This is a genomic window from Mycobacterium sp. NGS19, from assembly GCF_059813155.1.
Window position 1 is genome coordinate 22,977 of sequence record NZ_JCALEB010000007.1, and the last position, 19,056, is coordinate 42,032.

Consider the following 19,056-nt stretch of genomic DNA (forward strand, 5'->3'; position numbering starts at 1 on the left):
GCCCTTTCAGGCGAAGAGGTCGGGACGGCTGTTCGGCTGATCGATGAATGTGCCGTAATGCGTTCTCAGTGCTTGCAGGATGTCTGCTAGGGGTAGATCGTCGTAGGCTCCCCGGTCGCGCAGATACTCCATGTGCTGGGTGCCGTCAGCGGTGAAACCATGGAGTAGCGCGTCGCTACGGCCGTCGAACTCGATCGGCGAGACACCGAAGCGTGCGCACAGCTCGCGATTGAACGCCGGGGTGGCCTTTACCCACGCACCGTTGAGGAACATGAGACTGTAGCCGTGGTAGACGAAAACGTCGCTACCACCCATCCGCTCGCGCAATGCCTTGGTCTGGAGGTGGTTTCGGACGTCGGCGAACCCCAGCCGCGCCGGGATTCCCGCCGCTCGGCACGCTGCAGTCAAGAGCACGGCCTTCGGGACGCAGTAGGCCCGTTCTGCGGTCGCGACGGTGCTGGCGCGATACGCGTGCGGGTTGTCGGTCACCGTGTAGGGGTCGTACCAAATGGAGTCACGGACCGCGGTGAAGATGGCGATGGCCTTCTCGGTGTCGCCGCAGGCATCACGGATCGTCGATGACACGAAGTCACGTACCGAATCTTGTTGCCAGTCAAGAAACTCCGTGGGTTCGAGGTAGGGCCTGTGGTCGACGGTCATCGGCGCTTCAACTGCAACGGAAGTCCGTCCACCGGAATGGGCAGGGAGGTGTTGTCCCATCGGACGTGATAGTTCTCCGGCACCGTCCAGGTGAGCGAACGCAGCATCCTGTGCAGGATTGCTTTGACCTCGAGCGTCCCGAATTGCATGCCGATGCACTTGTGCGCTCCACCTCCGAACGGAACCCAGGCGAATCGGTGGTGTTGGTCTTCGCGCCGAGGCTCGTCGAAACGTGAGGGATCGAACCGCCCCGGATCACTCCAGATCGTTCGATCGAAGTGATTTACGGCAGGCGTTATAGCGCATAACGTGTTCGAGGGGATGTGATATCCATCGATGGCGACATCTCGAACCGTCTTGCGCATCACCAGCGGAACAGGTGCAAGCAGTCTGAGCGCTTCCTTGATCACGAGGTCGATGACCGTCATCTTCTCCAGGGCCTCGATGTCCGGCAACCCGTCACCGATGGCCGCGGCTTCCGCAGCCGCAGCCTCCTGCCACTGCGGATACTTGGCAAGGAAATAGGTGACCGCTGTGGTGGTGATCGTCGAGGTGTCGTGGGCCGCCATCATCAAGAAGATCATGTGATTCACCACATCCTCGTCGGAAAACCGCTCCCCGTCTTCGGTCGTGGCTTGACAGAGAGCAGCGAACAGATCCTCCGTTTCACCGGCTCGCGCGGCCGGCAGATGCCGGAAGAAGTAGTCCTCCAAAACGCGCCGCCCTTGCACACCAGCGCGGAATCTGGTTCCCGGAAGCGGAGCACGCACAAGGGAACTCGCCGCCCGGACCGTAGCGACGAACGCCTTGTTGACAGCATCGCTCTCGTCCTTGCCGCGGCCGCCCATGAAGACGTCGGTAGCGATGTCGAGGGTGAGTTCCTTCAACAGTGGGTAGATTCGAACCGACGGGCCCACCGGCCACGCAGGCACTGCCGAGCGAACGCATGGCGTTACCTGTTCGACGTATCCGGTCAGGCGCGGACGCGTAAACGCCTCCTGCATGATGCGCCGGTGCATCAAGTGCTCGTCGAAGCTCATGAGCATCAAACCGCGATGGAAGAAGGCGTCGATCAGGAAGGACCAGCCATCCTGAGAGAATGCCTTCGCTTCGCTCGTGAACGCCTCTCGAGTGGCGTCAGGGCCGGCGATGACCACCATCTTGGTGCCGAACGCGCCCATCCACGACACCGAACCCAGACGGTCGTAGCGCTCTCGACTGAAATCCGAGCCGAATCGGATGTAGTCGAGCGTGTGACCTACGAAGGGCAGTCCGGCATCCCCCCGGACGGCTTTCAATCCACTGCCCGCGGGTGCCGGTGCCAGTTCACGAACCGGCCAGTCCCGGCTCCATCGACGCCATCTGTCGTCGACGGCGTGAGGCGCGGGGACCATGATCACAGAGGACAACCGCTCCTTCACGTGGTGCGCAGGTGCGAGAAGGTGATTCGTCATGGTTCCTCCTGGACGCTGGGCCGCTTTGACGGCGTCCACCAGTCTTTACAAAGATGCCATTGATGTCAATATCTAGACATTATTGGCCTAGCGGTTAAGTGCGCGTCTCGTGCCCTTAGTCGGCCAGGCTCGGTTCTGCAGGGTCTCCGACCTTTAGACGCCCGACGTTTCTCAAGACGTAATCGCCGCTGTGCGGCTTCCGGGTAAGGAGTCGATAAACCAAGGTAGGCCCCGGCCAGTTCGTCGGGATTTCCCCGCTCGAGGTTCGATACCAGCTCGCACACAGCGCCCACACCGACCTCCGTAGTCGCCTTCTCAAGCGCGTGTTGTAGCGTTGCGCGCTCTCCGCCCTGACATCGATCGCATGACCCGGATGAGCAGCCACGGCTTTGATGAGCGTTGCGATGTGACGGACTTGTGACTCGATCATGTAGAGGATCGACCCCGAGCCCACATTCGTGTTGGGACCATAAAGCAGGAACAGGTTCGGGAACATGGGGACAGTGATGCCCAGATATGCGTACGCCTGGGTCTTCCAACCCTCGGCCAAGGAGACTCCGCGAGAGCCGCGCACGGACATCGGGGCGAGAAAATCGGTGGCGCGAAACCCGGTTCCGTAGATCACGACATCTGCAGGACGAAACTTTCCATCCACGGTCTTGACACCGTTGTCGCAGAGCTCTGCGATAGCCTTCGGCACCAACGACACGCGATCACTCGCGATTGCTGGATAGTAATCATTCGAGAACAGCACTCGCTTGCACCCTGGCGCGTCCGAAGGCATCAATTGCTCGCGCAAAGATGGGCTAGCAACCTGCCGATGTAGGTGGCGGCGCGCGATCGCACCGAGGACGCGTGAGAGGGGCTTCGCGTCGACTAGCGTCACAGCGAGCAACTCGAAAATTAGCCATACCGCGAAACGCTCGAGGCGCAGCGCCATCGGCAATAACTCGCTCACCCTGTCGTGAAGGACTCCATACCTGCTGTCCCACTTCGGCAAGATCCACGGAGCCGTGCGCTGATATAGCGTGACATGCTCCGCCTCCTGGGCGATGTGTGGCACGAATTGGATGGCACTAGCTCCTGTGCCGATGACGGCTACTTGCTTGCCGCGAAGCGAAACCGATCGGTCCCAACGCGCCGAATGAAAGCGCGGCCCCTGGAAGGTGTCTGCGTCGGCAATAACGGGTACGTGGGGCAAGGAGAGCTGACCCACGGCCGAGACGACGACATCGCAGGTTATTGTCTCGTTCGAGTTCGTAACCAGGGTCCAACGCCCTGGCTGGTCATCGAAGGTCATTGCGACAACTTCGGTCTGGGTACGCAGATGCGCGGCCAGTCCGCCACTCTCCACGAGTTGTTGGAGGTACTTGAGTATCTCGGGCTGCTCGGCATATCGCCGTGACCAACGAGGATTGGGCTTGTACGAGAGTGAGTACAACGCTGACGGCACGTCGCAGGCCGCTCCCGGATAGGTGTTGTCACGCCAAACACCCCCGATGTCTGCAGCCTTTTCCAGGATCGTGAAGTTCGTGAACCCGTCCTTCTTCAGCCGGTGGGCCATCGCAACCCCGGCGAAGCCGGCCCCGATGATCACGATCGACGGATCGTACGCGCGACAGGCCGTCGCGAAGTTGCTGCTCATGAGGCAGAGACGACTGACTTCACGCTGCGGCGGTCGAGGTGGTGTAGGTGTAGGAGCATTGCCTGTTCGGACACTTTCACCTGACTTCCGAGGCTTCAAGGAAGCGTCCCGCTCGATGAATCGCGTCTCGGGCTTCGGGAAGAATCCGGAACATAGCCTGGAATACATGGATCTGTCCCCGGTATACCTGGATGTCGACGTGGGATCCAGCTGATTGAAGTCGCTCGGCGAGACGGCGCGAGTCATCGATCAACATTTCTCTCCCGCCCACCTGAATGAGGATCGGCGGCATCGAGGTGAGGTCCGCGTCAAGCACGCTGAGGCGCGGATCTCCGCGATCTGCGCCACCTACGTAGAGGTCAAGAGCGCGCGCCGCTGATTGAGCGGAGGCAAAAGGATCCCGGCGGCGAAGTTCACGCGCTCTGGCAAGTTCGCACCTGAGATCCAGGACGGGAGACATCAGCAGCATCGCATCAGGGAGCGGCAATCCAACTGCACGAGCGCCCAAGGCCGTGGCCATCGTGAGCTGACCGCCCGCTGAATCGCCGGCAACCGCGACGGTGCGCTGACAAGAACCCGGGGACCCTCCGCTGGTAAGCCAGCGATACGCATTCAGCGCATCGTCCGCGGCTGCGGGATAGGGATACCGCGGGGCAAGACGATACTTCACTGCGAAGATGGGGCGCCCGCTCGCCGAGGCGAGTTCACCAAGAAGACCGCGGTGCGTCTCCGGCGAGCACATAGAATAGGCGCCGCCGTGGATGTACAGCAAAGGGTTGGCATGCGGATTAATGGCAGGCGTGGTGATCCAGTCCCCACGAACCGGGCCTCCGGCGAATACAGTGTCAACCTTGCGCACTGTGACGCCGCGCCGAGGCCGTGAGGCTACGAGCGCTGTTCGAAGCACGCGATCCATCACCGCAAGTCCGTAGGCGTTTGATGGCATCAGCTGCGCCAGTGGCCGCAGCGTGGTTCGCGAGGACATCGCGACGAGATGACTGGCAAGACTGGGCTGCCAGTCAGGGGCATCCATTCTGGTCACCGGGGACACACCTCTTCGGGCCGATTCTCGAATCGGTAGTCCGAGAGGCGAAAGGTGCGGCTCCGCCAATAGGTCTCCAGAGTCGTTGATGGACGGAGTGGAACGTCACCGTGCCTGTCGAAGTAGTAGCTGTTGGCACTGGAACAGCTCGGCTGCCAGAAAACCTGTCTGTGACGCCGCCTTAGCACTTCGGCGAAATAACGGTCGTTCGCCTCCTTCTTGACCTCCACCCAGTTAGCACCCAGCGCCCGCGCGCGACGAAGACACCGGACGATGTGCCGACTCTGCGCCTCGATGAGCGTGAAGTACGAGGAACCGTTGTAGCCGTACGGGCCGAAGATGTTGAAATGATTCGGAAATCCCGGGACGCTCACCCCTTCGAAGGCCTGCAGTCGATGCTCGCCCCACCATGTAGCCTGCTCCAGCCCGCCGCGTCCCTTCAATACGTAAGTAGGCATGTTGCCCGACTCCATCACTTTGAAGCCGGTGGCCAGGATCAAGACGTCAATGGGATGAGCTTTGCCGTCTCGAGTATGGACGGATGCATGGTCGATATGGGTTATGCCGCTCGTCTCGAGCGAAACGTTGGACCGGTTGTAGGTTGCGAGATAGGAATTGTGGAAGCTGGGTCGTTTACAGCCCAACGAGTAGCGCGGAATGAGTTGTTCTCTCGTCGTCGGGTCATGGACCTCACGCCGCATGTACCGCTTTGCGGCGCTCTCCATGACATCGGCGAACGGTATCACCGTATGAAAGTGAGCGGCGATTGGGAAAGTGATTTCCACGAACGCCTGGCTGGCGGTCCGGGTCGCCAATTGTGCCCCCGGCAGGAAATGTAGAAGCCTTCCACCCCACGTCGGTATGGGGAAGTCTGGCTTCGGCAGACAATAAATTGGAGTTCGCTGAAATACCGTCAGACTCTCTGCTTTCTTTGCGACTTCGGGTATCAGTTGCACCGCCGATGCACCGGTACCGATTACTGCAACCCTCTTCCCGCTGAGATCTTTGGCATTGTCCCATCTAGCCGTGTGGAGCGTAACGCCGGCGAAATCTCGCACCCCCTTGATTTCAGGCCACTTTGGCCGACTGAGAACGCCGGAGCAATTTATCACGAAGCGTGCCGTGAACTCCTCACCATTGGCACTGGTCAAATGCCACCGTGTTGCGTTCTCGTCGAAACAAGCCTCGGTAATGGTTGTGTTGAAACGAATATGGTCCCAGAGCCGATACTTTTCAACACATCGCTCGGCATAGGCTTTGAGCTCATTGCCGTGGGCGTACGTGCGCGACCAAGAGGGCCGCATTTCGTATGAGAATTGATAACTGAACGACGGTATATCGACAGCGATACCCGGGTAGGTGTTCCAGTGCCACGTACCACCTACGCCATCGGCGTCATCAACCATCAAGAAGTCGGTAAATCCCGCCTTCATCAAGCTAATGCCAGACCCGATGCCGGAAAATCCAGCTCCTATGATAATTATCTCGTAATTACGGTCGGACTTGCGATCCATTCCTGTATTTCACCGTTCTGACGGTCAGCCTTGCAAACTTGTATTCAGAGTGATTGCGTCAGCTCGACGTGTGTATCGTCGCGCCGGGTTATCACGTAATCATGAGGATCCAAGCGGGATAGTTCTCTCATAAACTGGGTCGCGAAACCTGGGTACATCGTGCCGTTGTAGCCGTCCTCGGTCAAATACCAACTGCTGCACCCCGAATTCCAAGTCGTTCGTCGAAGGCGGCGCTGAATTTCGGAGTGATAGCGGTCCTGACGATCCTCCCTCACATCCAAAGTGCCGATGTCATTTTGCTGAAGGAGCTTGATCGCCTTGACTATATAGTCAATTGCAGCCTCCATATATACGAGCGCCGAGTTGTGGCCTGGCCCCGAATTCGGTCCGAAAGTGAAGAATAAGTTCGGATACCCGGCCACGCTCACGCTCTTGAAGGCAAATGTCCCCTGAGACCATTCATCGCCGAGCTTCCGACCGCCGAGGCCGCTAATCGGGAACGGGGTGCCACGTTTGGCCACATCGAAGCCAGTGGCAAATACGATACAGTCCACTTCGTGCTCGACACCGTCGGCGGTCCGAACACCGTTGGGTGACAATGTGGCGATCGGCCAGCTGATCAGCTTGCAGTTATCCGCCTGTAGCGCAGGGTAATAATCACTGGTCATGAGCATGCGCTTGCATCCAGGCCTGAAATGGGGCGTCAACTGACGTCTCAACCAGGAGTCTTTCACCTGCCGACGGAGATGAGCCTTGGCCGCCAGCTGTATCGCGGACGTCGCGGCGGTGTTCCAGACCATACCCACTGCCATCACTTCGTGGGCCCAAAACCACGCGTCGCGGAGCGCTTGTTCGCTCACCGGCAGGTGTGTGAAGGTCGAACGCGCCCAGGCCGGATGCCTGAAGTTCACCCTGGGCAACACCCAGCCGGGCGTTCTCTGGAAGACTTTGACCGAGGCAGCCGACTTTACGAGCTCGGGAATGATCTGAACCGCGCTCGCGCCTGTCCCGATGACTGCAACCCTCTTACCGCCGAGATCGTAGCCATGGTCCCATCGAGCGCTGTGGATCTTTTTTCCACCGTACGAGTCAATACCCCGAATATCGGGAAAGCTGGCGTTGGCAAGTGGTCCACTGGCCATCACAACTGACCGGGTGTGATACCGCTTTCCATCTGCCGTGTCGGCCATCCAGATGCCGGCACTCTCATCGAATTCCAAGGCAGTCACGTCGGTATCAAACTGGATGAACCGGGCAAGATCGTACTTGGCGACCATATCGTCGATATATTCGAGGATCTCAGCGCTCCCCGAGTAGGTACGAGTCCAGCCCGGATTCGGCTCGAACGAGTAGGAGTAGAGAAGCGAGGGAATATCGCAGGCCGCACCGGGATAAGTATTGTCTCGCCAGGTGCCTCCGACGCGATCTGACCGTTCCAGGATGACCAAGTCATCCGTGCCCTCTTGAAGCAGTCTGATCGCCGCACCGATACCTGCGAACCCGGCGCCGACGATCAACGTCGTCGTGGTGCCTGTCATTTGGCAACCGGTTCGTAGGTCAGTTCGTCCGTCCAGGATGGCGGCCGACCGAAAATCTGAACAGGGAAAACATCGATCGCATTGCCAAGGCGCTGAGACACGAAGTGCAGAGGCTGGGACCGCTTGATGGACGACGACATGTGCGCCTTCAAGATGTGATAGCCGGGCACCCTCCGCGTATGCTCACTGCGATCGCCGACATTGGCATACCGCGTCACTGCGTTGTATAACTTCTCCTCGGACAGACCCATAGCGTTGAGATTCATCAACATGCGCGTCAGGAGCGGGATATACAGCAAAGCGCCGGTGAGAATTCGCGGGTCGACAAGAGCACCCGCAGTTTGAATGGCGTGGATTCGCATCGGGCTGGCGCCCAGGTCATTCAAGACCTGGAAGCCAACCGCGAGATGCCTTGATTCGTCGCTGTTGACCTTGTTGAACACCTCCCCGCACACAGGGTCGTCAACCTCATCGAGGAGAAACTTCAGCAGCGCTCCATCGAGCGCAGTCTCCAGTGCCGGAATCGCGGCCCCGATGACGGTCAGGGGCAGGGCTTCCGCATAACGGTCCAGCCATTCGATGACCAGCCGAATATTCTTGTTCGGGACCGGTTTCTCGCCTTCCTCGAGCATGCCCCAGCGACGCATCAAGGCAAGTTCGGCATTGGCGTGACGCTGCTCCTCGGCGTGAAAGTAACGGTAAATGTCTCCGAGCGCTTCGAATGGCGCCTTTGGAGCCATCGCGGCGAAGGCACGTGCTCCAACATGCTCAATCCACACCACGTCGGACATGAATTGCTTGAGTTTGGGACGCTGTTCATCGGTGATCAGTTCCGCGCCAGGGGCGTTCCAATCGATATCGGCAAGAGCCCATTGCTTGTTTTTGATTGTCTCGAGCATGTCACTGTATGCGAAAGCCATTTTCCCTGCTCCTCTACTCGGCTGAATCGTTCCATGAGGCCATGCGCTCCACGAGGCCCAGCGTGCGAGTAAAGGGGCCGGGTAGGGCTCTCTTGAGTTGCCACAAGACTTTGGCATCGAGTTGGGGTACTACATAAATTTGTCCGCGATCGTGCGCGTTCAACGTCGTTCGAGCAACGTGCTGTGGCGAAATGCCGGTCCATTTCATCAGGTTGGCCGCGAGTCTTGCAGCCGCCTCGTCGATTTGAGGATTGTTGACGATGTTCGTCTTCACGAAGGTGGGGCAAAGCACTGTGACGTTGATGTCAGTACCGCTCAGTTCGGCCGCCAATGTCTCCGACAGAGCGAGCACCCCGGCCTTGCTCACGTTGTAAGCCGCCATCCGAGGGGCCGAGCCAAAGCTCGCTGCCGACGCCACATTGATGACTCCGCCATGCCCATTGCTGCGGAGCCGAGGCACAAAAGTCTCGCAGCCGTAGATAACGCCCCAGAGGTTGACAGAAATCGCCGCGTTCCAGTCCTCGATCGACGTCGCGCCGATGCGGTTGCCGCCCGCACCGATTCCGGCGTTGTTGATGACGAGGCTCGCAGCCTTCTCGAACCAGTCTTCGCTCACATCAGCGAGGTTGCGGACCTGCTCAAGATCGGTGACATCGCATGCGATGTCGAAGCCCTCGCCGCCAGCCTGCCTCACCAACTCTGCCGACTCTTTTGCAGTGACGGGATCTTTGTCGGCGCACACCACGCGTCCACCTCGGCGCGCAAGCTCCACGGCGAATGCGCGGCCGATACCGCTTCCTGCGCCCGTGACGACTGCATCGGCGCGGTGCGTTCTGCCTGGTGCGCCGCCGAAGGGCAGCAATCTCATCCGTCTGCCTTTCGGGTCGCGACATGGACGTCTGCTGTGGGGAAACTCTCATCTGGGGGCACCAGCCACCATTGGTGTCGCATGCCACCAGTTTGGTGGTGGAACGAGCACCTTGTCAAGATGGAGAGGTGCGGTCGAGAAACAAGCGCTGGGGTGGTCGGACCGGGGCCGAGCGTCGTGCCGAGCGACGGCAGCAATTGATCGAGGCCGCAACCGAGATTTGGAGTGAGAGCGGTTGGGCCGCGGTCACTATGCGCGGCGTATGCGCCCGCACAGGGCTGAACGATCGATACTTCTACGAGGGCTTCAAGACGCGCGATGAGCTGCTCGTTGCTGCGTGGGATGGCGTCCGCAATGACATGCTCGGCGAGGTCGCCGCGCTCTTCAACGAGCGTGCGAATCGGCCGCCGATCGAAACCATCACCGCGGCGATCACCATCGTGGTCGACCGGATCGCACGCGATCCCGGCCGGGCACGCATCCTCCTCGCTCAGCATGTCGGTAGCTCACCGCTACAAGACCGCCGCGCCGTGGCGCTACAGGAAGCAACGCAGTTGGTCGTTGAGGCAAGCCGGCCACACCTCCGACAAGATGCCGACGAGATAGCCCTTCGCATGGACACCCTGATCGCTGTCGGGGGATTCGTCGAAGTCATCACCGCCTGGCACTCCGGTTTGCTTGCGGTGACCGAGAAAGAAGTGGTCGCGCACACCAGCAGACTTGCTGAAACCCTGGCTCAACGCTATGTCATCAGCGACTGATCGAGGCTCACAACAGGGCCAGCCAGCCCCGTGGCGATCGCTGCGAACCGCATTTGCGGGTCCGACCGCCACCTTCACCGGCCACCGAGCACCGAATCCGTGAGTCGACCGACGCGTCGCACCCTGTTCGGAAGGAGCGACGCAGGAACGGTGCTCCTGCGTCGCCGCACTTCCGCATCTTTGCTATCCCGACGAAGCGATAACTCGCTGTGAACCGTCTTGGTCGAACAGTTCTTTGCTCCAATGCTCCAGGACCGCGGCGCTGTCCCAATCATCAGGATGGAAACCCGGGCGATTGTAGGAACGGAAACGCCGCAGCGCATCGGCGGTGAACATCGGGGTGCGACTGAAGCGGTACAGACTGCGCACCAACGTGACCGGGTTATATGAGGCTTTGTCAGCGGCCATGGACAGGGCAGTCTGCAGAATGAGTTCGCCGAACAGAATTACTGAAGCGATCCGCATGCCGCGTACACGGGTGCGCTCGGTTCCTCCCACGAGCCGATAGACATCGAAGGCAACCGCTTTGTGCTCCGACTCCTCGAAGGCATGCCACAGCAGAATCGGTCGAACCTCTGTCTGTCCGATGAGCTTCTGGGCGTCTTCGCTGGTAAGAATGATTTCTGCCAGCGTAGCGGTGTAGTGCTCCAACGCGGAGGTCATGGACAGCCGCATTTCCGGCGAAAAGCGCCGTTCCAATCGCTTGATCAGGCGTGCGACATGACGGTCGATTCGCGCCGTCGGATACCCCATGACCTGGAGTCGCTCGTTGAGGAGACGATGCTGGTGTCGATGTGTGGCCTCTTGTCCGATGAAACCCTTGACCGCTGTATCCAATTGGGGATCGTCGATGGAGCTCTGGAAGTTCCTGACCGATCGGATGAAGAAATCCTCGCCTTCCGGGAACGTCGCAGAAAGCACCGAGATGAAATGGCTCATCACCAGGTCGCCATCCACGAAGTGTTGCCGCTTCGTGGAGGTCGGCATCGGAAAACGAACACGCCTGGGTTTTGGCAGCACGCGGGTCCTGGTCCGGGCTTGATCTTCCGACACTGGAGGTCCTTCCTCGAAGTTGGATCTGACTTTATGCCTTGTCAGATAAGACTGCCAGACTGTAGGACATGAGTCCAGCACGTGTTTATGGCGGGCTGTCCGCAGCTCAACGCGATGCGCAGCGCCGCGTGATGTTGATTGATGCCGCGGTCTCAATCATGGGCACCCACGGAGCTACCGCGTGCACCGTGACCGCCGTGTGTGCGAAGTCAGGAGTGACGAGCCGGTACTTCTACCAGCAGTTTCGCGACCGAGACGCACTCTTGCGCGCGGTATTTGCCAAGATCTCCGCCACCTTCCAGGCGGTGATAACCAGCGCCATTCCGGACGACACGGTTGCTCCTCAAGAACTCGCTTACGCTCCGATCAAGGCCCTGGTTCAGGTGATCGAGAACGATCCCAGCATGGCCCGCATACTGTTTGTCGAATCGGGCGCAGAACCCCTCCTTCGGCAGCTGCGAAGCGAGCTGATGACCGATTTTGCGGAGCTGGTGCTCAGAGAGGCCCGCTTGCACCTCGATATACCCAGCGAGGTGCTTCAAGTCGCAGATCTCGCCGCCACCTACGGTGTCGGGGGCCTGTTCGAGATACTCCGTCGCTGGATAGACGGACAACTGAACCTCTCGACTGAAATGCTTATCGAGCACTGTGCGGGTTTTCTCGGCAGTCTCGGCCTATATACCCTCGGGCAGGCGCCTGATCAGGCCGCTCCGCGGCTGGCCGCAGTTGACGAGACCCGATAGATTCTGACCGACCCGGATTTATATACGACTCGGTTGGCTGAGGCGCATGGCGCGACGCTGATAATCACTGCTGGCGTTCACCCGAGATCGCGACCGTAGACTCCACGCGCGCCGGACGAGGAACTCGATACGACCTAGCAAGGGCCCTGTGTGTGCCGTCGCGCCCGCAGTCAATTCCTTTGATCGCTCGATCTGCAGCGAAGCGCACCGCTTCGATCCATCGCGCTTCGACGGAATCGCGGCGCGGGAAACAAATCTGACGCAAGCCCTGCCGCCGTTGTCACCTGATGTTAATTGCGGCTAACATCAGCGCCTAGCAGATGACGTCGATGCTCGCCCGGAGGGAAAATTTTGGTACAGGTCTTGCCCGACCGGGTCGACGACACCGCGCCCGGGTATCTCAAGAACCGCGAAGGACTGAGCGCGCAACTCCACACCATCGTGGAGCAACTGGCGCTGGTCAACGGCGGCGGAGGCGCGAAATACGTTGCGCGCCACCGCAAGCGGGGCAAGCTGCTCGTCCGCGAGCGCATCGAGCTGATGCTCGACCCCGACACGGCGTTCCTCGAACTATGTCCCTTCGCCGCCTGGGGCAGTAAGTTCCCCGTCGGCGGTAGCGTGGTGGTCGGCATCGGCGTAGTCGAGGGCATCGAGTCGATGATCATCGCCCACGACCCCACCGTCCGCGGCGGCGCATCGAACCCCTATACCTTCCGCAAGGTGTTCCGCGGCATGGCCATCGCGCGGGAGAACCGACTGCCCATCATCAACATCGTCGAGTCTGGCGGCGCCGACCTGCCCACACAGGCAGACATCTTCGTGCCCGGCGGACAGCTGTTCCACGACTTGACACAGCACAGCGCAGCGGGGCTGCCGACACTGGCCTTGGTCTTCGGCAACTCCACCGCTGGAGGTGCGTACGTCCCGGGCATGTGCGACTACGTCGTGATGGTTCGCAACCGTTCCAAGGTGTTCCTCGGGGGTCCGCCGCTGGTCAAGATGGCCACGGGCGAGGTCTCCGATGACGAGTCGCTCGGCGGCGCCGACATGCACGCCCGCACCTCGGGGCTGGCCGATTACATGGCCGAGGACGAGCAGGATGCGATCCGCATCGGCCGTCGCATCATGGCGCGGCTCAACTGGCGGAAGAACGGCCCCGGACCCACCACGCCGCCGCACCCACCGGTGCACGACCCCGATCAGCTGCTCGGCATCGCGTCGGTCGATCCGAAGGTGCCCTTCGACCCCCGCGACGTCATCGCCCGAGTGGTCGACGGCTCGGCCTTCGACGAGTTCAAACCTCTCTACGGCACGTCACTCGTCACCGGCTGGGCCTCGATCCACGGCTTCCCAGTCGGCATCCTCGCCAACGCACGGGGCATCCTGTTCAGTGAGGAGGCCGAGAAAGGTTCGCAGTTCATCCAACTGGCAAATCAGATCGACACCCCCCTCATCTTCCTGCAGAACACCACCGGTTTCATGGTCGGTGCCGAGTACGAACAGGGCGGCATCATCAAGGACGGCGCCAAGATGATCAACGCCGTATCCAACAGCACGGTCCCCCACGTGACCATCACCATGGGTGCGTCCTACGGTGCCGGGAACTACGGCATGTGCGGGCGATCGTACTCGCCGCGTTTCCTATTCGCTTGGCCTAACTCGAAGTCGGCCGTGATGGGTCCGGCGCAACTGGCCGGAGTGCTGTCCATCGTGGCGCGCGAGTCCGCCGCCGACCGCGGGCTGCCCTTCGACGAGGAGGCCGACGCCCAGATGCGCGCCGCCGTCGAGGAACAGATCGAGCGCGAATCCGTCGCACTGGCCAACAGCGGCCGACTTTACGACGACGGGATCATCGATCCCCGCGATACGCGGACCGTTCTCGGGTTCTGCCTGTCGGTGATCCACAACGGCGAGGTCCGTGGCCAGCGTGGCTACGGCGTGTTCCGGATGTGATGGCGATGCCCAAGATCCGCAAGGTCCTGGTCGCCAACCGTGGCGAGATCGCGCGGCGGGTGTTCCGCACTTGCCGCGATCTCGGCATCGCCACCGTCGCGGTCTATTCCGACGCCGACGCCGACGCGTGGCACGTCGCCGACGCCGACGAGGCCGTGCACCTTCCCGGCTCGTCTGCCGCTGAGACCTACCTCGACATCCACCGGATCATCGCCGCTGCCTCGCTCACCGGCGCGGACGCAGTACACCCCGGCTACGGCTTCCTTTCGGAAAACGCCGGGTTCGCGCGCGCCTGTGCCGCCGCCGACCTCGTCTTCATCGGTCCGCCGCCCGGGGCGATCGACGCGATGGGCTCGAAGCTGCAGGCCAAGAAGACGATGTCCGACGCGGGGGTGCCTGTGCTGCCCGGTGGCGACACGACGGGGCTATCGGCCGAGCAGCTGGCGAAGCTGGCCGCCGACGTCGGCTACCCCGTGCTGGTCAAGGCCAGCGCCGGCGGCGGTGGCCGAGGCATGCGCATTGTCGCGTCGCCGGACGAGCTCGACGAAGCGGTCACCTCCGCTTCGCGTGAGGCCGCCGCCGCGTTCGCCGACGGCACCGTCTTCCTCGAGCGTTACGTCCAGCGCCCACGCCACGTCGAGATCCAGATCATGGCCGACACGCACGGAAACGTCGTCTCTCTGTTCGAGCGCGAGTGCTCCGTGCAGCGTCGACACCAGAAGGTGATCGAGGAGGCGCCGTCACCGGTCGTCGACGACGCGTTGCGCGCTCGGATGAGCGAGGCCGCCATCGCCGCCGCGCGCGCCGTCGGCTACGTAGGCGCCGGGACGGTCGAGTTCGTCTACGACGCCGCTCAGGATGGCAAAGCCGACTCCTTCGCCTTCCTCGAGATGAACACCCGGCTGCAGGTCGAGCACCCGGTTACCGAGCTGATCACCGGCCTCGACCTGGTGCGTGCCCAGCTGCTCGTAGCCATGGGCCGCCCGCTGCCTGAGGAGATGCACAACCCGCGAATTCGCGGTCACGCGGTCGAGGCCCGTCTGTGCGCCGAGGATCCGGCCGATGACTACCGGCCCTGTACCGGCACCCTGCGCACCTTGGATGTCCCGGCGCTTGCCGGCGTGCGGGTTGACTCGGGTTTTCGTGCCGGTTCGGTCATCAGTCATTACTACGATTCGCTGCTGGCCAAGGTCATCGCGTGGGCACCAACGCGCGACGAGGCACTTGCCAGCCTCTCGGCGGCGCTGGCCGGCGCCCGTATTCACGGCGTGACCACCAATCGCAACCTGCTTGTTCGCGTCCTGCGCCATGACGAGTTCGCCGGGCGGGGCACCGACACTGGGTTCCTTGACCGACACGACGTCGCCCAACTCGGCGCTGCCCTCCCAGACACGCAGTCCGAGCGCCTGCACGCCGTCGCGGCGACCGTGGCCGGGGTGGCCGCGCGGCGTGCCGTCGCAACTCTGCAGGCCACGTTGCCCGCCGGCTGGCGCAACAACCCTTCGCAGCCGCAGACCACGACCTGGCAGACCCAGGGTGGGCGCGAAGTGCGCGTCGGGTACACGTTAGGTTCGACAGGGACCTGCCTGCAGGTCGACGACGAGCCGTTGGCCGACGTCGAGGTTGTCGAGGGCAGTAGCGAGCGGGTGGTGCTGCGCGTCGACGGGGTGCGCCGCACTTATGATGTCGTCCTCGACGGCGATGTTGCCCACCTCGACTCGGTCGCCGGCTACTCCGCCCTGCGGCTGGCGCCACGCTTCGTCGACCCGAGCACTCTCAACCCGCCCGGGTCGCTCACCGCGCCGATGCCGGGCTCGGTGATCCGACTACCGGTCGCCGAGGGCGAGACGGTCTCGGCGGGCCAAACCCTTGTCGTCCTGGAGGCGATGAAGATGGAGCACACCGTCGCGAGCCCGATCGACGGGGTGCTGAGCGCCCTGCCGGTCCAGGTCGGCCATCAGGTCTCGAGCGGTGACGTCCTCGCCGTGGTCGAGGCGGTGGACGGCGGTGAAGTGGCGTCGGACGCCACCGAGCTCTAATGAACCCGGCGCGCTCCCGATCGGTGGCGCGTCGATACCGATGTGAGGAGTGTCATGGAATTGCACGAGACAGAGGAACGTCAGGACCTGCGCAAGGCGGTCGCCGAGATCGCCAAGGACTTCGGACACGAGTACTACCTGGAAAAATCGCTGGCCGGCGCGAAGAGCACCGAGCTGTGGCAGGCCGTGGGCAAACAGGGCTTCCTCGGGGTGAACCTTTCCGAGCAGTACGGCGGCGGCGGCGGCGGCATCTACGACATGCAGATCGTCGGTGAGGAGCTCGCCGCGGCGGGCTGCCCGCTGCTGATGACCGTCGTCTCGCCAACCATCTGCGGCACGATCATCCAGGCATTCGGCAGTGAGGAACTCAAGCAGCAGTGGCTGCCGGGCATCGCCAGCGGCGAGACGATCATGGCATTCGCAATCACCGAGCCGGACGCGGGCTCGAACTCGCACAACATCTCCACGACCGCGAAACGCGACGGCGACGACTGGGTCATCAACGGCACCAAGTACTACATCTCCGGTGTCGACGAAGCCGAAGCGATCCTGGTCGTCACCCGAACGTCTACCAACGACAGTGGTCGCGGACTACTCAGCCTGCTCGTCGTGCCCACCGATGTCCCCGGGCTCACCAAGTCACTCATCCCGGTCCAGGCGGTCACTCCAGAGAAGCAGTTCACTCTATTCTTCGATGACGTCCGCGTGCCGGCCGCCAACCTTATCGGCACGGAGAACGAGGGCCTGCGCCAGGTCTTCATGGGCCTGAACCCGGAGCGAATCATGGGGGCAGCGCTCGGCAACGGCATCGGCCGTTACGCGCTGGATAAAGCCGCCGATTACGCCCGCAACCGCCACGTGTGGGGAGCGCCGATCGGCTCGCACCAGGGCGTATCGCACCCCCTCGCCCACGCCAAGATCCAGGTCGAGCTGGCCCGGTTGATGACCCAGCGTGCCGCCGCCCTGCACGACGCCGGCGATCCGGGGTCGGGTGAGGCGTCGAACATGGCGAAATATGCCGCAGCCGAGGCGGGCATCCTGGCGCTCGACCAGGCGATTCAGACCCACGGCGGCAACGGCATGGCCACCGAGTACGGCCTCGCCACGTTGTGGGGTCCGGCCCGGCTCATGCGCACCGCGCCGATCAGCCGCGAAATGATCCTCAACTTCGTGGCGCAGCACAGCCTGAAACTGCCCGCGTCCTACTGAGTCGCCGCGGACGGAAAGGGAATCGCATGCAACTCGGCATCGGTCAGTGGGTGACCCGGCGCGCCTTCCTCAACGGCGGGCGCACCGCGTTGATCAGCAACGGCGCGCACATCACCTACGCCGACCTCGATCGGCGCACCAACCAGGTCGCCGCCGCACTCATCGCCCTCGGCGTGCGCAAGGGCGATCGGGTCGCGATGCTGCTGGTCAATTCGACCGAGTTCATCCAGGTGCTGCTGGGCTGCGCCAAAATCGGCGCACTTGCAGTTCCGCTCAACGTGCGCCTTGCCGGACCCGAGATCGGCTACATCCTGGCCGACTCAGGCGCCGATGTTCTGGTCTTCCACGAGCCGTTCGCCGCGCAGGCCAAGAGCGCCGTCACCGAGTCCGGAGTCCGCGTGCGCCATGTCGTACGCGCCGGTGGGGCGCCGGCGCCGGGCGAGCTCGGCTACGAAGACGTCGTCTCGGGCGCCGCGCCCGAACCGCTCAACGGTGACGTCGACGGCAGCGACCCCGCGTTCATCATGTACACGTCGGGGACGACGGGCCGACCCAAGGGCGCGATCCTCACCCACGACAACCTGCTATGGAACGCGATCAACGTCCTCGGCACCGACATCGGCCTGCGGGGCGAGGACGTCACCGTCGCGGTGGCGCCGTTGTTCCACATCGGCGGGCTGGGAGTACACACCCTGCCGCTGCTCTACGTCGGCGGCACCAGCGTCATCATGCCGTCCTTCGAGCCGCGAGCTACGCTGCAGGCGATGGCCGACCACCACGTCACGGTTCAGTTCATGGTGCCGGCCATGTGGACCGCTCTCACACAGGTGTCCGACTTCGACTCCTTCAACCTGTCTGCGCTGCGTTTCGCCATGGGCGGCGGGTCGCCCGTCCCCCTCACGGTCATCGACTTCATGCGCGAGCGAGGCGTGCCCTTCACCGAGGGCTTCGGCATGACCGAGACCGCTCCCCTGGTGACCGTCCTCGACGCCGAGAACATCAGCACGCGGGCCGGGTCGATCGGCCGCGTCGCGATGCATGTCGACGCCCGCATCGTCGACGACGACGACCGCGACGTCGCGACCGACACCGTGGGCGAACTGATCGTGCGCGGTCCGAATGTGTTCACCGGCTACTGGATGAAGGCCGATTCGAGCGCCGAGGCGTTGCGCGGGGGCTGGTTCCACACGGGCGATCTCGGGCGCATGGACGCGGAGGGCTTCATCACCCTCGTCGACCGCAAGAAGGACATGATCATCTCCGGCGGCGAGAACGTCTACCCGATCGAGGTCGAGCAGGTCCTCTTCCGCCACCCGGCGGTGTTCGACGCCGCCGTGATCGGCGGTAAGGACGCGAAGTGGGGCGAACGCGTCGTCGCGGTCGTGGTTGCCGACCCGGCGACGCAGGCGCCGAGCGCCGAGGAGATCGTGGCGTGGTGCCGGGAGCGGCTGGCACACTTCAAGTGTCCGCGTGACGTGCACTTCGTCGCCGAACTGCCGCGCAACGCCACCGGCAAGCTGCTCAAGACCGAGCTGCGCGCGCAGTTCACGGGCATCGAGGGCGGAGTCGTTTTGCGCTGAGTCGTGCCGCTGCACATCGCGGGTTCGGAGCAGGGCCCCTAAATCATGAACTGAGAAAAGGATCGACAGCATCGGCG

General features: G+C 62.3%; 15 protein-coding genes. 6 read left to right on the forward strand and 9 right to left on the reverse strand.

The window, feature by feature from the left end; all coding sequences use genetic code 11:
- Nucleotides 1-6 precede the first annotated feature (6 nt).
- From AC5Y4N_RS19135 to AC5Y4N_RS19170, 8 genes are all read right to left on the reverse strand, one after another.
- Complete coding sequence (locus AC5Y4N_RS19135; RefSeq protein WP_005086585.1) at nucleotides 7-660, reverse strand: transglutaminase-like domain-containing protein; 654 nt, start codon at nucleotides 658-660, stop codon at nucleotides 7-9.
- The gene (locus AC5Y4N_RS19140) at nucleotides 657-2,114 is read right to left on the reverse strand and encodes a cytochrome P450 (RefSeq protein WP_005086587.1); all 1,458 of its coding nucleotides are present in this window, start codon (nucleotides 2,112-2,114) and stop codon (nucleotides 657-659) included. The genes AC5Y4N_RS19135 and AC5Y4N_RS19140 overlap by 4 nt, the downstream gene beginning before the upstream one ends.
- Nucleotides 2,115-2,229: 115 nt before the next feature.
- Nucleotides 2,230-3,759, reverse strand: a complete 1,530-nt coding sequence (locus AC5Y4N_RS19145; RefSeq protein WP_005086589.1) for a flavin-containing monooxygenase — start codon at nucleotides 3,757-3,759, stop codon at nucleotides 2,230-2,232.
- A gap of 76 nt (nucleotides 3,760-3,835) precedes the next feature.
- Nucleotides 3,836-4,801 (reverse strand): alpha/beta hydrolase, encoded by a 966-nt coding sequence (locus AC5Y4N_RS19150; RefSeq protein ID WP_016895701.1) that lies wholly within the window; start codon nucleotides 4,799-4,801, stop codon nucleotides 3,836-3,838.
- Entirely contained in the window at nucleotides 4,798-6,315 is a 1,518-nt protein-coding gene (locus AC5Y4N_RS19155; RefSeq protein ID WP_005086591.1) for a flavin-containing monooxygenase, read from the reverse strand. The genes AC5Y4N_RS19150 and AC5Y4N_RS19155 overlap by 4 nt, the downstream gene beginning before the upstream one ends.
- 44 nt (nucleotides 6,316-6,359) lie before the next feature.
- The gene (locus tag AC5Y4N_RS19160) at nucleotides 6,360-7,853 is read right to left on the reverse strand and encodes a flavin-containing monooxygenase (protein WP_005086592.1); all 1,494 of its coding nucleotides are present in this window, start codon (nucleotides 7,851-7,853) and stop codon (nucleotides 6,360-6,362) included.
- Nucleotides 7,850-8,773 carry a hypothetical protein gene (locus AC5Y4N_RS19165; protein ID WP_005086594.1) on the reverse strand — a complete coding sequence of 308 codons (924 nt, stop codon included), beginning with the start codon at nucleotides 8,771-8,773 and terminating at the stop codon, nucleotides 7,850-7,852. The genes AC5Y4N_RS19160 and AC5Y4N_RS19165 overlap by 4 nt, the downstream gene beginning before the upstream one ends.
- Nucleotides 8,774-8,786: 13 nt before the next feature.
- Complete coding sequence (locus tag AC5Y4N_RS19170; protein ID WP_005086595.1) at nucleotides 8,787-9,641, reverse strand: SDR family NAD(P)-dependent oxidoreductase; 855 nt, start codon at nucleotides 9,639-9,641, stop codon at nucleotides 8,787-8,789.
- 128 nt (nucleotides 9,642-9,769) lie between these two features.
- Between AC5Y4N_RS19170 and AC5Y4N_RS19175 the strand changes: the two genes are divergently transcribed.
- On the forward strand, nucleotides 9,770-10,402 hold the full coding sequence (locus tag AC5Y4N_RS19175) for a TetR/AcrR family transcriptional regulator (RefSeq protein ID WP_005086596.1): 633 nt from the start codon (nucleotides 9,770-9,772) through the stop codon (nucleotides 10,400-10,402).
- Between the two features lie 183 nt (nucleotides 10,403-10,585).
- On the opposite strand, the gene AC5Y4N_RS19180 is transcribed toward AC5Y4N_RS19175, so the two are convergent.
- Nucleotides 10,586-11,455, reverse strand: coding sequence for a metal-dependent hydrolase (locus tag AC5Y4N_RS19180; RefSeq protein WP_005086597.1), 870 nt, complete (start codon nucleotides 11,453-11,455; stop codon nucleotides 10,586-10,588).
- A gap of 68 nt (nucleotides 11,456-11,523) precedes the next feature.
- Here AC5Y4N_RS19180 and AC5Y4N_RS19185 point away from each other — a divergent pair, with 68 nt between their 5' ends.
- From AC5Y4N_RS19185 to AC5Y4N_RS19205, 5 genes are all read left to right on the forward strand, one after another.
- Nucleotides 11,524-12,198 (forward strand): TetR/AcrR family transcriptional regulator, encoded by a 675-nt coding sequence (locus AC5Y4N_RS19185; RefSeq protein WP_005086598.1) that lies wholly within the window; start codon nucleotides 11,524-11,526, stop codon nucleotides 12,196-12,198.
- A 351-nt stretch (nucleotides 12,199-12,549) separates the two neighbouring features.
- Entirely contained in the window at nucleotides 12,550-14,151 is a 1,602-nt protein-coding gene (locus tag AC5Y4N_RS19190; protein ID WP_005086599.1) for an acyl-CoA carboxylase subunit beta, read from the forward strand.
- A gap of 5 nt (nucleotides 14,152-14,156) precedes the next feature.
- The gene (locus tag AC5Y4N_RS19195; RefSeq protein ID WP_005116476.1) at nucleotides 14,157-16,190 is read left to right on the forward strand and encodes an ATP-binding protein; all 2,034 of its coding nucleotides are present in this window, start codon (nucleotides 14,157-14,159) and stop codon (nucleotides 16,188-16,190) included.
- Between the two features lie 54 nt (nucleotides 16,191-16,244).
- Nucleotides 16,245-17,399 (forward strand): acyl-CoA dehydrogenase family protein, encoded by a 1,155-nt coding sequence (locus tag AC5Y4N_RS19200; protein WP_005086601.1) that lies wholly within the window; start codon nucleotides 16,245-16,247, stop codon nucleotides 17,397-17,399.
- Nucleotides 17,400-17,425: 26 nt separating this feature from the next.
- Nucleotides 17,426-18,979 carry an acyl-CoA synthetase gene (locus AC5Y4N_RS19205; protein WP_005086603.1) on the forward strand — a complete coding sequence of 518 codons (1,554 nt, stop codon included), beginning with the start codon at nucleotides 17,426-17,428 and terminating at the stop codon, nucleotides 18,977-18,979.
- Nucleotides 18,980-19,056 lie beyond the last annotated feature (77 nt).

Bases quoted from the DNA above. Each gene is read 5' to 3' on its own strand.
- AC5Y4N_RS19195 (WP_005116476.1), top strand. From the start codon at position 14,157: ATGCCCAAGATCCGCAAGGTCCTGGTCGCCAACCGTGGCGAGATCGCG.
- AC5Y4N_RS19205 (WP_005086603.1), top strand. From the start codon at position 17,426: ATGCAACTCGGCATCGGTCAGTGGGTGACCCGGCGCGCCTTCCTCAAC.
- AC5Y4N_RS19155 (WP_005086591.1), bottom strand. From the start codon at position 6,315: ATGGATCGCAAGTCCGACCGTAATTACGAGATAATTATCATAGGAGCT.
- AC5Y4N_RS19140 (WP_005086587.1), bottom strand. From the start codon at position 2,114: ATGACGAATCACCTTCTCGCACCTGCGCACCACGTGAAGGAGCGGTTG.
- AC5Y4N_RS19200 (WP_005086601.1), top strand. From the start codon at position 16,245: ATGGAATTGCACGAGACAGAGGAACGTCAGGACCTGCGCAAGGCGGTC.
- AC5Y4N_RS19145 (WP_005086589.1), bottom strand. From the start codon at position 3,759: ATGAGCAGCAACTTCGCGACGGCCTGTCGCGCGTACGATCCGTCGATC.
- AC5Y4N_RS19185 (WP_005086598.1), top strand. From the start codon at position 11,524: ATGAGTCCAGCACGTGTTTATGGCGGGCTGTCCGCAGCTCAACGCGAT.
- AC5Y4N_RS19135 (WP_005086585.1), bottom strand. From the start codon at position 660: ATGACCGTCGACCACAGGCCCTACCTCGAACCCACGGAGTTTCTTGAC.
- AC5Y4N_RS19165 (WP_005086594.1), bottom strand. From the start codon at position 8,773: ATGGCTTTCGCATACAGTGACATGCTCGAGACAATCAAAAACAAGCAA.
- AC5Y4N_RS19170 (WP_005086595.1), bottom strand. From the start codon at position 9,641: ATGAGATTGCTGCCCTTCGGCGGCGCACCAGGCAGAACGCACCGCGCC.
- AC5Y4N_RS19160 (WP_005086592.1), bottom strand. From the start codon at position 7,853: ATGACAGGCACCACGACGACGTTGATCGTCGGCGCCGGGTTCGCAGGT.